Origin of the sequence: Pseudomonas sp. YQ_5, from assembly GCF_043103305.1 — a bacterium.
In the GTDB taxonomy this organism is placed as follows: domain Bacteria; phylum Pseudomonadota; class Gammaproteobacteria; order Pseudomonadales; family Pseudomonadaceae; genus Aquipseudomonas; species Aquipseudomonas putida_Y.
The window spans coordinates 46,844-60,480 of the sequence record NZ_JBICJS010000097.1 but is presented as its reverse complement, the minus strand read 5'-3'; the positions used below and the strand labels follow the sequence as shown (position 1 = coordinate 60,480).

The 13,637-nt window shown below is 64.0% G+C and carries 15 protein-coding genes; 2 read left to right on the top strand and 13 right to left on the bottom strand.

Annotated features, from left to right (window positions below):
• Positions 1–4 precede the first annotated feature (4 nt).
• From trbL to ACF8EA_RS23065, 12 genes are all read right to left on the bottom strand, one after another.
• A complete protein-coding gene (gene trbL / locus ACF8EA_RS23120; protein ID WP_392523394.1) occupies positions 5–1,399 on the bottom strand; it encodes a P-type conjugative transfer protein TrbL in 1,395 nt (464 codons plus the stop codon).
• Positions 1,396–1,686: a hypothetical protein gene (locus ACF8EA_RS23115; protein ID WP_392523393.1), complete on the bottom strand. Its 291-nt coding sequence runs from the start codon at positions 1,684–1,686 to the stop codon at positions 1,396–1,398. Before ACF8EA_RS23115 ends, trbL begins: the two co-directional genes overlap by 4 nt.
• 11 nt (positions 1,687–1,697) lie before the next feature.
• Positions 1,698–2,426: a P-type conjugative transfer protein TrbJ gene (gene trbJ / locus ACF8EA_RS23110; protein ID WP_392523392.1), complete on the bottom strand. Its 729-nt coding sequence runs from the start codon at positions 2,424–2,426 to the stop codon at positions 1,698–1,700.
• A complete protein-coding gene (gene trbE, locus ACF8EA_RS23105) occupies positions 2,423–4,870 on the bottom strand; it encodes a conjugal transfer protein TrbE (protein ID WP_392523390.1) in 2,448 nt (815 codons plus the stop codon). Before trbE ends, trbJ begins: the two co-directional genes overlap by 4 nt.
• Positions 4,871–4,882: 12 nt before the next feature.
• On the bottom strand, positions 4,883–5,155 hold the full coding sequence (locus ACF8EA_RS23100) for a VirB3 family type IV secretion system protein (protein ID WP_392523388.1): 273 nt from the start codon (positions 5,153–5,155) through the stop codon (positions 4,883–4,885).
• Positions 5,152–5,553, bottom strand: coding sequence for a TrbC/VirB2 family protein (locus ACF8EA_RS23095; protein WP_392523387.1), 402 nt, complete (start codon positions 5,551–5,553; stop codon positions 5,152–5,154). The genes ACF8EA_RS23100 and ACF8EA_RS23095 overlap by 4 nt, the downstream gene beginning before the upstream one ends.
• The gene (gene trbB, locus ACF8EA_RS23090; protein WP_392523386.1) at positions 5,550–6,596 is read right to left on the bottom strand and encodes a P-type conjugative transfer ATPase TrbB; all 1,047 of its coding nucleotides are present in this window, start codon (positions 6,594–6,596) and stop codon (positions 5,550–5,552) included. Before trbB ends, ACF8EA_RS23095 begins: the two co-directional genes overlap by 4 nt.
• Positions 6,593–7,069 (bottom strand): CopG family transcriptional regulator, encoded by a 477-nt coding sequence (locus tag ACF8EA_RS23085; protein WP_392523384.1) that lies wholly within the window; start codon positions 7,067–7,069, stop codon positions 6,593–6,595. Before ACF8EA_RS23085 ends, trbB begins: the two co-directional genes overlap by 4 nt.
• Positions 7,066–9,063 carry a conjugal transfer protein TraG gene (locus ACF8EA_RS23080; RefSeq protein ID WP_392523383.1) on the bottom strand — a complete coding sequence of 666 codons (1,998 nt, stop codon included), beginning with the start codon at positions 9,061–9,063 and terminating at the stop codon, positions 7,066–7,068. Before ACF8EA_RS23080 ends, ACF8EA_RS23085 begins: the two co-directional genes overlap by 4 nt.
• 235 nt (positions 9,064–9,298) lie before the next feature.
• Complete coding sequence (locus ACF8EA_RS23075; protein WP_392523381.1) at positions 9,299–9,565, bottom strand: EexN family lipoprotein; 267 nt, start codon at positions 9,563–9,565, stop codon at positions 9,299–9,301.
• Positions 9,562–10,506 carry a LysR family transcriptional regulator gene (locus ACF8EA_RS23070; RefSeq protein ID WP_115759654.1) on the bottom strand — a complete coding sequence of 315 codons (945 nt, stop codon included), beginning with the start codon at positions 10,504–10,506 and terminating at the stop codon, positions 9,562–9,564. Before ACF8EA_RS23070 ends, ACF8EA_RS23075 begins: the two co-directional genes overlap by 4 nt.
• A gap of 58 nt (positions 10,507–10,564) precedes the next feature.
• Entirely contained in the window at positions 10,565–10,975 is a 411-nt protein-coding gene (locus ACF8EA_RS23065) for a hypothetical protein (protein WP_115759655.1), read from the bottom strand.
• 225 nt (positions 10,976–11,200) lie between these two features.
• Here ACF8EA_RS23065 and ACF8EA_RS23060 point away from each other — a divergent pair, with 225 nt between their 5' ends.
• Complete coding sequence (locus ACF8EA_RS23060; RefSeq protein WP_115759656.1) at positions 11,201–12,052, top strand: helix-turn-helix transcriptional regulator; 852 nt, start codon at positions 11,201–11,203, stop codon at positions 12,050–12,052.
• A 128-nt stretch (positions 12,053–12,180) separates the two neighbouring features.
• Positions 12,181–12,975 (top strand): SDR family NAD(P)-dependent oxidoreductase, encoded by a 795-nt coding sequence (locus tag ACF8EA_RS23055; protein ID WP_392523380.1) that lies wholly within the window; start codon positions 12,181–12,183, stop codon positions 12,973–12,975.
• Between the two features lie 44 nt (positions 12,976–13,019).
• Here the strand turns inward: ACF8EA_RS23055 and ACF8EA_RS23050 are convergent, their stop codons facing one another.
• Positions 13,020–13,589, bottom strand: a complete 570-nt coding sequence (locus ACF8EA_RS23050) for a Fur family transcriptional regulator (protein WP_392523379.1) — start codon at positions 13,587–13,589, stop codon at positions 13,020–13,022.
• Positions 13,590–13,637: the final 48 nt, after the last annotated feature.

The window sequence follows — 13,637 nt, the reverse complement described above, 5'->3', positions numbered from 1 at the left end:
TGCTTTAGTCGTCGGACCCGCGCAGGCTCGGGCCTTGCCCGGAGCCGCCGCCATCGCCGCCGCGCAACGTGTGTGCGGCAGTGGTCGCGGCATGGGTGATCTGCTGGCGGCGTTGCATCCGCTTGGCCCAGGCGGGCTGCTCTTGTCTCTGCGAGCTGGCGGCGCCATCGGCGGATTCGCCTGCGGCCGCCTGGCCGGAGTCAGCCGCACCGGACGCAGCGCCGCCACCGACCTCTGTACCGTTCCATCCAGCGCGGAAAGAGCCGGTCATCTTTTGCGCAGCGCCGGACGCGCCGGATGCGGCGCTGCGCCCGGCAGCCTGCGCGCCGGTCTTGGCGACATTGCCCAAGCCGGCCATTGCGCCCTTGGCCCCGCCGCCCGCAGCGGCGGAACCGGCCTGGAATGCCGACTTGGCGCTACCGGCCGCCGAGGTGGCGACACGCGCACCGGCGCCGGCCAGCTTCGCGGCTGCCGGTGCCATGCGTGCCCCGGCCATGACCGCACCGCCCACGCCGGTCGCGGCGGCACCGATGGCAACGGCCGTGCCAGCGGCACCAACAGCGGCACCCGCCATCGCGCCTGCGCCAAGCTGCGGCGCACCGGACACCAGACCCGTGGCGATACCCGGCCCATAGATACCCAGCGCCAGCAGCGCGAGCGAGGCCAGCATCACGACAAGGGCGTGGTCGATGGAGGGTTCGTCGGGATGAACCTGGAACTCTGCGAACAGGCCCGAGCCAATGCCCACGATGACGGCCAGCACCAAAACCTTGATGCCCGACGACACCACGTTGCCGAGCACCTTTTCGGCGAGAAACGAGGTCTTGTTCCAAAGTGCGAACGGCACCAGCACGAAGCCGGCGAGCGTGGTTAGCTTGAACTCGATCAGCGTGATGAAAAGCTGGATCGCCAGCACGAAGAAACACAAGATGACGGTGAACCAGGCTAGGAACATCACCACGATGGGGTCGATATTCACGAAGACTTCGGGGAAGCCCGCCATGTCGCCGATCTGGTCGAGGATCGGCGCCCCGGCGTCGATGCCGGTCTTAGCCAGCCGCCCCGGTTGCAGGAAGTTCTCCATCGTCATGGTCGAGCCTGTGGCCGTCAGGCCCAGCCCGGCAAACGAGCGGAAGACGATGCCGGCCAGCCAGTTGAAGTTGCCGATGATGTAGGCGAAGGCACCGACGTAGAGCACCTTGCGCAGCAGCTTGGCGATCACGTCCTCGCCCTGGCCGGTGGCGTGGCTCATGGCCCAATACAGGCCGGCGATGGTCATGTCGATGACGATGAGCGTGGCCGTCAGGAACGCCACTTCGCCTTGCAGCAAGCCGAAACCGGAGTCGATGTAGCGCGAGAACGTATCGAGGAAGCGGTCGATGATGGTCACGTCGTTCATGGCGCGTCCTCTCCGGTGGGTTCATCGAAGCTCGCCGGAATCGGCGGCAGCTCGGCCAGCGTCCGGTATTCGTCCGGCCCGGCCTGGCCGGAGAAGAAGCGCTGCCGGAAGGCTTCGGCGGCGGCGCGGCAGTCGTCTTCGCCGACGGCCTGCCGGTCGGCCGCGCACTGCGCGCGCAACGCCTTGAGCTGCACGGGATCTGCAGCCAAGGCGTCGGGCAGGCTCTCGGCCGACTGCTGGCCGCAAGCGGTCAGCAGTACGGCCAGCAGGACGGGAGCGCATCGCATGGCAGCCTCCGTCAGTTGTTGTAGAAATTGATGGACTGCGGCGTGTACGGCGTGCCGCTGCCAAGGAAGCGCCGCCGCACTTCGCGGGCGCGCTCGGTGGCCGCCGCCTGCCGCGCCAGTTCCAGCGAGGCCGCGCGGTCTTGCGTGATCTGGAGCTGCTGGGACTGGATCGACTGCTTGGCCTGCAAGGCCAGAAGCTGGTTGGTCGCCTGCTGCGCCTGCAAGGCGCCGGTGGCCGATTGGCTCTGGCTGACCAGATCGGCCAGCGCGCTTTCGTCTTGGGCCAGGTTCTGCGACACCTGTGCCTGCATCCGCATCGCGGTATGCAAACCATCGAGCGTGTTCTTCCAGCGTTCGCGGGCGTCTTGCGCCATGCGGTCGCCGCTGATGGTCGCGGCGTACTGCTCCGGGTAAAGACGGGCGAACGTGGCATCCATGCTTTGCACGTCGTAGGCCAGTCCTTGCGCCTCGGCGATCAGGCGCTCGGTGGTGGCGAGCGTCGAGCGCAGGCGGTTGACGATGTTGAAATCGAGGCTCGCCAGATTGCGGGCCTGGTTTATCAACATCTGCGCCTCGTTCTGAAGCTGGTTGATCTGGTTATTGATCTGCTCCATCGTGCGGATGGCGGTCAGCGTGTTCTGCACGAGGTTCGTGGGATCGACCACAACCCATTGCGCCTGGACAGTGGAAACGGTGCAGAGCATGGCCGCGACGGTGGCGGCGAGAAGACGCTTCTTCATGGCAGGTTCTCTTTTGGTTGGGAAAGGAAGGTGGCGGCCTTCGGCGAGGACGGCAGCAGGTCGGCGGCCCAGTCGAGGCCGCGATGGCGGAGCCACGCGCCGGCGAAGCCGGGAGCGCCGGCCTGCGTCAATACGCGGTCAATGTCGCGTTGGTCTTGCGGTGTGGATGCGCCCGCGAAGGCGAGCGCGGCCGGCCCCAGGTCGAGGTCGAACAGGCGATTGCCGAGGCGTGATTGGTAGTAGTAGTCGCGCTTGGGCTGCGCGGTGGCGACGATTTCGATTTGCCGGCTGTTGAGGCCGAAGCCCTCGTAGATCGTGCGAATCTGCGGTTCGGTCGCCTGCGGGTTGGGTAAAAAAATCCGACTCGGGCAGCTCTCGATGATCGCGGGCGCAATGCTCGAATCCTTGATATCCGCGAGCGACTGCGTGGCGAAGATCACCGACACGTTTTTCTTGCGAAGCGTCTTCAACCATTGGCGAATGCGCGCGGCGAAAGACGGCTCATCGAGGAACAGCCACGCCTCATCCAGAATCAGCAGCGTGGGCGCACCGTCAAACCGTTCATCGAAGCGTGCGAACAGGTAGCGCAGCACCGCCTGTACGGCGGCGGGGCTTTGCATCAGTTCTTCCATCTCGAAGCCCTGCACGTCACCGAATCCGAGACGATCAGTGTCCGCGTCCAGCAGCTTGCCGTGCGCGCCGCCGAGCACGTAGGGCGCGAGTGCCTGTCTCAGCGCGTTCGATTGCAGCAGTACCGAGAACCCGGTCAACGTGCGCTGCTCGACCGGAGCACCGGCCAAGCTGCCCAGCGCCGACCAGATGACCGCCTTCTCGTCCGGGCCGACCGTCACGCCCTCATGCAGCAGGCGGCCTTCCACCCATTCCCCCGCCCAGGAGCGATAGCTTTCCCGGTCGATGCGCGCGAGCGGCTGGAAGGCAATGCCGCCATCGGCACCCAAGTCGTAATGCTCGCCGCCCAGGCCCAGGATGGTGGCGCGCATCGAGCGGCCCATGTCGAAGGCGAACACGCGCGAGCCGCGATAGCGGCGGAATTGCTGCACCAGAATGGCAAGCAACACCGACTTGCCCATGCCAGTCGGGCCGGCGACCAGCGTGTGCCCCACGTCGCCGATGTGCGTCACCAGCCGGAACGGCGTGGCGCCATCGGTGCGGGTAACGATCAACGGCGGGCCGTCCAGGTGGTCGTTCTTCTCCGGCCCGGCCCATACGGCGGACAGCGGCATCATGTGCGCCAGGTTCAGCGTCGAGACGATGGGCTGGCGCACGTTGGCGTAAGCGTTGCCGGGGATGGACGACAGCCACGCATCCACGGCGTTCAGCGTTTCGGGGGTGGTCACGAAACCCCGACCCTGGATGACGCGCTCCACCATGCGCAGCTTTTCGTCGGCCGCGGCCGGATCGGCATCGAGCACCGTCACCGTTGCAGTGAAGTGACCGAAGGCCACCTGATCGCCACCCAGCTCCTGCATCGCGGCGTCCGCGTCGGCCGCCTTGTTGCTCGCATCGGTATCCAACAGCGGGCTTTCCTGCTGGAAGATGGTTTCGCGTAGCAGCGCCACCACGTTCTTGCGCTTGGCGAACCACTGGCGGCGCAGGCGGCCCAGCTCCTTTTCCGCCTCGGCCTTGTCCATGCAAAGGAAGCGCGTGCTCCAGCGATAGGCAAAGCCCAAGCGGTTGAGGTCGTCCAGCAGACCCGGCCAGGTCGAGGTCGGAAAGCCGCGCACCGACACCACGCGCAGGTGCTGGTCACCCAGGGTGGGCGCTAGGCCGCCGACCAGCGCGGAGTCGGCCAGCAGCGCGTCGATATGGAACGGCACTTCGGGTACGCCCATGCGGTAGCGCCGCGTGGACACCGTGGCGTGCAGGTAGGTCAGCGTCTCGGCGTCATCGAGCCAGGCGATTTCCGGCATCACGCCATCGAGCAAGTCGAAGACACGATCGGTTTCCGCCACGAAGGCATCGAGCCGGCCGTGCCAGTCCACGCCGTCGCCCGGCGAGTTCTCATAGAGCAGCTTGGCCGCGCGGGCGCGGGATTCCTCCGGCGGCAAGTAAGCCAGCGTCAGGTGATAGCCGCTCTCGAAGTGATGCCCCGATTCCTCGAAGGCGGCGCGGCGTTCCTCGTCCACGAGCCAGGACAGCGGTTCGGGAAAGTCGGAGTGTGGGTAGTCCGCCGCCGGCCGGCGCTCGGCCTCAATGAACAAGGCCCAGCCCGATCCCAGGCGGCGCAGCGCGTTGTTGAGCCGTGCCGACGTGGCGATCAGTTCGCCCTGCGTGGCGCTGTCGAGGTCAGGCCCGCGAAAGCGCGCCGTGCGCTGGAAACTGCCGTCCTTGTTCAAGACGACGCCCGGCGCGATCAGGCCGGCCCAGGGCAACCAATCGGCGAGCAAGGCCGGGCGCTGGCGGTATTCGGCAAGGTTCAGCATGGCGGCGTCCCCCTACACGTCCAGCAGCGGTTTGTGCTTGATGTGCCGGGCGAAGACCTGCATGAACTGCGGATCGACGCGCGCGCCCCACACCGCCAGCGAATGGCCGACGATCCAGAGCACCACACCGGGAATCCACAATTGCAGGCCCAGCCCGACGGCGGCGGCCAGCGTGCCGTTGGCGATCGCCACGGTACGCGGCGCACCGCCCAGCAGGATCGGCTCGGTCAGCGAGCGATGCAGCGGCACCTCGAAGCCCGCCGTGAAGGCATCCGGGGCACTCATACGACGGCCCCGCCGGAGAACGAGAAGAACGACAGGAAGAACGAGGACGCGGCGAACGCGATGGACAGACCGAAAACGATCTGGATCAGCTTGCGGAAGCCACCGCTGGTATCGCCGAAGGCCAGCGCCAGGCCAGTGGAAATGATGATGATGACCGCGACGATGCGCGCCACCGGCCCCTGGATGGATTCGAGGATGGAGGTCAGCGGGCCTTCCCACGGCATCGAGGAACCGGCGGCCTGCGCGGTGCCGGCCGTCATCAGCATGACGGCGGCCAGCAGCATGACGGCGGCCAGCAGCAGGCCGTGCTGCGCCGGCGCGGCCAGGCGCCGCAGGCGCGCGAAGGCCGAAGCCGGATTTACGGAAATGCGGAAAGCATGAATGTGCATCTGCGTCATGGCAGTTCTCCAGAGGGTTCAGGGGACGGGGAAGGAACTGGCGGCAGCTCGGGAAACGGCGTTTCCAGCGCATCCGCCATGCGATAGCCCACGCCGTCGAATCCGACGACGCGGGCGATGCTTTCGACGTGGCGCTTGCGGCCACGCCCGGCGATGTGGATGACAACGTTGATGGCCTCGGCGATCAACGCGCGCGGCGGATTCACTGCCACTTCAAGAATCAGTTGCTCCAGGCGCAGCAGCGCGCCCAAGGCGGAACCGGCGTGAATCGTGGCGATGCCACCGGGGTGGCCGGTGCCCCACACCTTGATGAGATCCAGCGCCTCGCCGCCGCGCACCTCACCGACGATCACGCGGTCGGGGCGCAGGCGCATCGTGGCGCGCACCAGTTCCTGCATCGACACCACGCCTGCGCGCGTGCGCAGCGGCACATGGTCGCGGGCGGCGCATTGCAGCTCGATGGTGTCTTCGAGCACGAGTACGCGGTCGCCCGTGGCCGCGATTTCCGCGAGCAAGGCATTGGCGAGCGTGGTCTTGCCGGTGCTTGTACCGCCAGCGATCAGGATGTTCTGGCGCTCGCGCACGGCGCGGCGCAGGAAGTCCGCCTGGCCGGCAGTCAGAATGCCGTCGGCCACATAGCGATCCAGGCCGATGATGCTCACGGCCCGCTTACGCAGCGCGAAGGCTGGCCCCGGTGCGGCAGGCGGCAAGATGCCCTCGAAGCGTTCGCCCGTCTCGGGCAACTCGGCGGTCAAGAGCGGTTGGCCGCGATGGACTTCCGCGCCGACGTGGGCCGCGACAAGACGAATGATGCGTTCGCCATCGGCCTCGGACAGTTCCACGCCCAGCGGCGCGCGGCCCGACGACAACCGATCGACCCATAGGGTGCGATCAGGGTTGAGCATGATTTCCACCACGTCAGGATCGGCGAGTGCGGCGGCGATGACCGGCCCCATTGCCGTGCGCAGCATCTGGATGCGGCGATCTAACGAAGCCGTGGCGGATGACAGCGGCTCGGGCGGGATTTGCGGAACGGCGCTCATGAGGCAGGTTCCGCAGTGCGTGCATGCGCTTCAGCCAGCGCCGCCGCGTCATCCATCCGCATCGGATCGGGATGCAGTTCTTCCACCACGTCGCGCACCAGGCTCCGACCGCGCAGCAGATGCCTGCTGAGCTGTTCGATGAATTGCTCGAAACGCGCCTTGCCCTGGGCACGGGCCAAGTCTTGATGCGCCTCGGGCACCGGCGTGCTGACGGTCAGGAAGTAGCGGATGAACAGCGCCAGCGTCTCGATCTGGATGTTCTGGTCGCGCTCCAGTCGTTCGGCCTGCCGCGACAGGCGATCCAGTCGCTTGGCGATAGCGGCCTCGCGCTGGTCGCCCGCGTCCGGCGACAGCCAGGACGCCAGCGCCGCCGCGACGATGCTGGATTTCGAGACGCCTTTCTTGGCGGCCAGTTCTTCCAGCCGCTTGGCATGCTCGTGTTGGATAAAAAGATTGAGGCGGTATTGGCTCATAAGTCGATTCCGTCGTTGGGGTCGAGAGAGGCCAGCCGCGCCGTGCGCTGCATGGCCGGGTCGAGCTGGCCGGGAAGCGGCAGCGGCAGGTCGTCGTCGTCATCGAGCAGCGCCAGGTCATCGGGCGCATCGAGCTCGGGGTCGTAAGCGACGGATTCGGAGAGTTCGGGTTGGCGGCGCGGGCCGCCGTCATCGGTGCCGCCCAGGGCATCGGCGGAGGCCGTGGCTGATGCGGCGGGCACGACGGGGATCGCCAGGCCGCTCCAGTCGTCGGCGCGGGCCGGTGGCACGTCCGCGTACTGCCCAGCCACCAGCGCGGGTGGTGGCAGCACGCGCTGCTTGAAATTGGCGTCGGCGTAGTAGCGCAGCTTCTTCGCCTTGATCGGTGCCACGCTGGAGACCATCACCACGGATTCATCGGGCGGGAGTTGCATCACCTCGCCCGGCGTCAGCAGCGGCCGGGCCGTCTCCTGCCGAGACACCATGAGATGCCCGAGCCACGGCGCGAGCCGGTGGCCGGCGTAGTTGCGCTGCGCGCGCAGTTCGGTCGCGGTGCCCAGCGTTTCGGAAATGCGCTTGGCGGTGCGCTCGTCGTTGGTGGCGAACGTCACCCGGACATGGCAGTTGTCCAGAATCGAATGGTTCTGGCCGTAGGCTTTGTCGATCTGGTTGAGCGACTGCGCGATGAGGAAGCTGCGGATGCCGTAGCCGGCCATGAAGGCAAGCGCCGTCTCGAAGAAGTCGAGCCGGCCTAGCGCCGGAAACTCATCGAGCATCAGCAACAGCTTGTGGCGGCGTTCGATGCCGTCGCTGCCATCGAGCGATTCGGTGAGGCGTCGCCCGATCTGGTTGAGGATCAGGCGAATGAGCGGTTTGGTGCGGCTTATGTCCGAAGGCGGCACCACCAGATACAGCGACACAGGCGATTCGGACGCGATCAGGTCGGCGATGCGCCAGTCGCAGCGCGACGTGACTTCGGCCACCGTGGGGTCGCGGTACAAGCCCAAGAAGCTCATCGCGGTGGAGAGCACTCCCGACCGCTCGTTGTCCGACTTGTTGAGCACTTCACGCGCGGCGGACGCGACAACCGGGTGCGGTGCATCGCTCAGGTGCTTCGTCGTCATCATCCGATGCAGCGTCAGCTCGAATGGGCACGCAGGGTCGCTGAGGAAGTTGGCGACGCCGCGTAGCGTCTTGTCTTCGCCCGCATAGAGCACATGCAGGATGGCGCCGACCAGCAGCGCATGGCTGGTCTTCTCCCAGTGATTGCGCTTCTCCAGCGCCCCTTCGGGATCGACCAGAATGTCCGCGATGTTCTGCACGTCGCGCACTTCATGCGCGCCGCGTCGTACTTCCAGCAGCGGGTTGTACGCAGCCGACTTCGCATCGGTGGGGTTGAACAGCAGGCAATGCGAGAAGCGCGAGCGCCAGCCGGCGGTGATCTGCCAGTTCTCGCCCTTGATGTCGTGGATCACTGCCGATGCAGGCCAGGACAGCAAGGTCGGCACGACCAGGCCCACGCCCTTGCCCGAGCGCGTGGGTGCGAAGGTCAGGACGTGTTCCGGGCCTTCATGGCGCAAGTACTGTCCGTCATGCAGGCCGAGCAAGACGCCGGCAGACTGCATCAGCCCGGCCTTGCGAATGACGGCGGTGTTGGCCCAGCGTGCCGAGCCGTAGGTCGTGACCAGACGCGATTGCCGCGAGCGCCACACCGACATGACGATGGCAACCACCACGGCCACCAGACCGCTGCTGCCGGCGATGGCGCCGCCAATGTCGAAGACATGCGGCGCGTAGGCATCGAAGAAGAACCACCACTCGAACAGCCGCCAAGGGTGATAGACCGGCGTGCCGAAGAAGTCGAACCAGGGCGAGCCAAGGCGTAGTTGGTAGGCCAGTGCGGCGGCTGTCCATTGCGTTGCACTCCACACACCGGCGATCACGATGCTGAAAACAACCGCGATCTGCCCGAACAGCACGCCCTGAGCTTGCATTGACTGGCCTCCGATTTCCTATGCGCTGATTCCTCGTTCACACGCGGCACAAGGACGTGCTGCATGACGCGAGGATCAGTGCCGGATCGGTGCCGGTCAAAGACCGTTATCGGGAGAAAGCTCTAGAAAAAAGAAAGAATTCGCGCGGCGTCGAGCCAAAGAAAAACGCCGCAAGCGAAGGCGCATTGCGGCGTGTATGGCGAGAAAACGGAGTATGTTGTTGAATCGACCGCGATCAGAACTTAGGCGGCTCCTTCGGCGGTGTGTATGGGGTCTTGCCATCGCCGTAGAACCGCTTGCGCGTAGCCTCGGCGACTCGATTGCACAGCACGTCGCCAAGCCTGGCGCGATCAGTCTTGCACTGCGGGCGCAACTCTTTCAGCCGCTCGGGATTGGATGCCAGCTCCTCAACGGTCGGCACCACGTCTTTCTTTTCCTGCGTTTCGGATGGGCCGCAGGCAGTCAATGCCACGGCCAGCAGGACCGGAATGGATTTCTTCATGATTCGGGTTCCTCCGGGGTGTCGGCATCAAGGCCCGGCGTGGTTCTGCTGCTTTCGGGTGATTCGATGGCCTGCACGCGGTCGATGAAGCGGGCGAGCATTTCCGAAGGCTCGCCTTCCGGGCGCAGCAGGTAGGTCGTCAGCAACGGTGAACGGCCTGTCAGTGGCCGTGCCACTACGCCAGGTTCCTGGCTGGCCAGGATGTGCGCGCAGCCCGTCACCCCCAGGGCGATGCCTGCGGACACCAACGCCATCATCAGGTCGCAAGACGCCACCCGTTCGGCCACCAGCGGTTCCATGTCCACACGGCGCAGCACGCGGTCAACCTGCCGTGCATGTCCTTCGCACGCCTGCGGATCACATAGCACTAGCGGATAGCGCAGCAGTTCTTCCAGGGGGATGCGCTTGTGGGCCAGGAGGGGATGCCGCGCCGGAACGGCTACCATCAGCGGGTCACTCCATACCGGCTCGGCAATGAGGCCATCGCCGACTTCATCGGCGCGAGCAAAGCCCACGTCGTACAGATCACCATGCAGCCCTTTGATCTGCTGCGACAGCGGCACCTCGAAGAAGCGGATTTCCACCTCGGGTTCTTCCTGCCGGCAGAGCGCCAGCAAGGTAGGTAAGCGCGACGGCGTGATGCCGTCCGACAGGGCAATGCGCAATTGGCTGTGGAAGCCATTGGCCGCGGCCTTCACGCTGTCGCGGGCCTGTTGCAAGGCCGAGAAGACGCGCGGCACATGCTCAAAGAACAGCTTGCCCGCACGAGTCAGGCGCGTGCTGCGCGTGGTACGTGCGAACAGCACCACGCCCAGATCTTCTTCCAGTTCCTTGATCGCCCGTGACAGGGGCGATTGCTCGACGTGCAGTTTCTCCGCTGCGCGGGCGAAGTGCAGTTCTTCCGCTACAGCCATGAAACAACGGAGGTGGCGTAATTCCATTGTTATCACCTCTTTCGGAGCAACTCCCAGCTTTAGCACTCGTGGAAGTTAGTCGGGCCTAAAGTGCCCGTGTCTCTGCTTGTTCGCTTGGCAACAATGTCTGCGCCAAGGCCAGCGCCTCGTCCTTGGTGGCAACCATGAGCATGGGATAGCCCCAGAACTTCTCATACACCAAGGCGAACGCTTTAGTCGCCAGCCGCTTGGCGGTATTCGGCTCGATGTAGATCCCAGCCTTGACGAGGGCCCGCAATTCGCTCTTGTGGCGTTTCATCCAAAGCGAGGTTTGCTTCATTTCTTCCGGCGAATGTTCGTGATCGCCTTTATCAAGTCCCTCGTCGTTGAGCAGAACAAAGACTTTCTTGCGTGCGAGCAATGCCTCGAACTCGGCAAAAGGTGAAGCTTCGGGATCGGTGCCCGGCGCGTTCAGTCGCATCCAGACTAGAGGGAACTGCGTGGCGTCAATCTGCATGCCAATACTCCTTCGGAACATAACGAGAAATTGCCGGCGGCCATGCCTCGTTAGAAAAATGGGCCTCTCCCAGGTCAGGACGAGCCATGCTCCGAGCGAGCAGAACGGCCAGCATGGTCAATTGCACGATACCTACGGAATGACTGGACGTCATTGCACAAGTTGGCCATAATATATTTCAATTAGGCCAACTCCTCGTCTTCGATCCGAGGTTCAGCACTCACCATGTCGAGCATTGCCATCACCGATCTGACTGTGACCAGGGACGTCGATAACGTTCCTCGGCCCGTTGTCGCCCTGAGTGCCACGTCGGTAACAAAGGACTGGGAGCATGCGAAGCATCAGCATCGCAAGGCGCAACTGCTTTACTCCGTTCGCGGCATCCTCAATTGCGAAATCGAAGATGGCGTCTGGATCGTGCCACCGCAGTGTGCTGTATGGATACCGGGAGACTTGCCCCACTCGGCCCGGGGATCGGGTGAAACGGAATGTTATTGCCTGTTCGTGGAGCCTGATGCCGCACCGGATCTTCCGAAAACCTGCTGCACGATTTCGGTATCCCCGCTGTTACGCGAGTTGCTTCTAAAGGCGGCAGGTTTTCCCGAGCTGTACGCGCTGGAGAGCCGGGAAGAACGGCTGATTGCCGCCCTGCTGGATGAGTTGGTGGCGGCTCCGGTGGAAGACCTGCATTTGCCGATGCCGCGCGATCCGCGATTGCGTCGGCTCGCGGAAATGCTGTTGGCCGATCCCACCGATAAAACCTCGAAGGGCGATTGGGCTATCCGCATTGGCATGAGCGAGCGAAGCATGAGCCGGCTCCTGCTGCACGAAATCGGGATGAGCTTCGGACGTTGGCGCCGGCAGCTGCATGTGATCCTTGCGCTTCAACGCCTGACCAAGGGCGAAAGCGTGCAGGCGGTGGCGTTGGAGCTGGGTTACGAAAATGCCAGTGGATTCGTCACCATGTTCCGCAAGGCGGTAGGCAAGCCGCCAGCACGATACCTCTCCGACCGAACGACCAGTGCTGAGTCTGCCCCCGTACCCGGCATCATGCTTCCCGATCAAGTCTCACCTTGACTGGATCGTGCGGCTACCCAACGCGCAAAGTTGTCTGGATTGAGTAACGCTTTGACCCAGTATCGCTATCAAGACTTCCGAAAAGGCCGATAGATTGGAGGCTTAGTAGGAAAAATTGGAGTTAGATCATGGATTTCGGACTAAAAGGTAGGCGGGCACTGGTGACTGGCTCAACAGCAGGCATCGGGCTGGCCACCGCCCGCGCATTGGCAGCAGAGGGAGCCTCTGTCACGGTAAATGGCCGAACCCAGGCTCGCGTCGATAGCGCAGTGGATGCGCTGAAACGCGAACTTCCCGGCGCAATCATTACCGGGATTGTCGCCGACCTGAGCCGTAGCGAAGGCTGTGAGTTTCTGACAGGGGAACTTCCAGACATCGACGTTCTGGTCAACAACCTAGGCATCTTCGAGCCCAAACCATTCGAGCAGATTCCAGACGCGGACTGGATTCGTTTCTTCGAGACGAATGTGTTAAGTGGAGTCCGCCTATCGCGCCATTACGTGCAGGGAATGCGGGCGCGCAACTGGGGGCGCATCGTGTTCGTATCGAGCGAGTCGGCCTTGCAGATTCCCGCCGAAATGATCCATTACGGCATGACCAAGACCGCGCAACTTGCCATTTCACGCGGGCTTGCAGAGACGCTCGCGGGCACCGGCGTCACGGTCAACAGCGTGCTTCCCGGCCCGACTGCCTCCGAGGGCGTTGGCGGCTTTGTTGCCGAATTGGCTGCAAGCCGCGGCGTTGATGCCGCAGCCGTGGAGCGTGAGTTCTTCGCAACGGCCCGCCCATCTTCGGTGCTTCAACGTTTTTCGACGCCGGATGAGGTTGCCGCGATGATTGCCTATGTCTGTAGCGCGCGCGCATCTGCAACGACAGGCGCCGCGCTTCGCGTTGATGGTGGCGTGGTGCGGGCAATCGCATAAGGGGTGAGTCCCTTTCGGATCAGGCGGTCTTGGTTTAAAACTGGCTACCGCCTCCCCTTGCGTAACTGCTGACATCCCGTACATGTCATGGTGATGGTAAAAACTGGTTCCTTATCGAGATCGAAGCCTTCCTTACTTGCCAGCAACCGAAGATGCTCGCGCAATGCCAAGTCTTCAAGGAAAACCAACCGCGCGCCACAATGGCAGCGCATGGTGTCGTTGTGAAGGTTCTTCCTGTCCGGTTTGAGGGCATAGAGCGCGCGGCCTTGCGCGCCTTCCGTGCGAACCAGCAGCCCAGCAGTCCATAAATCATTCAGCGCACGGTAGATCGAGGCCGGTGTGAGGCTCTCGAACTGGGGGCTGAGGATGCGATACATCTGGCTGGCGTCGAGGCAGCGAGGCACCGCCTCCTCTAGTGCGTTAAGGACACTGGTACGTGCGATCGTTGGCCGCAAATGGCTCGCCTCCAATCGTTGTTCATAGGATGACTTTGCGCCGGCGGTTATGGGGCTGGCTATGGCGGCATGCTTCATGCGTTTGGATGACGGCCTGTTCTTGCTGCCGAATGAGGTAATCAAATCAATAATTCGAGAAGGCTCGTCGTGTGGCGCCATATCCGTTTCCTTCGCTATGCCGGTTTCCCAGTTGTTCGTGACAACATG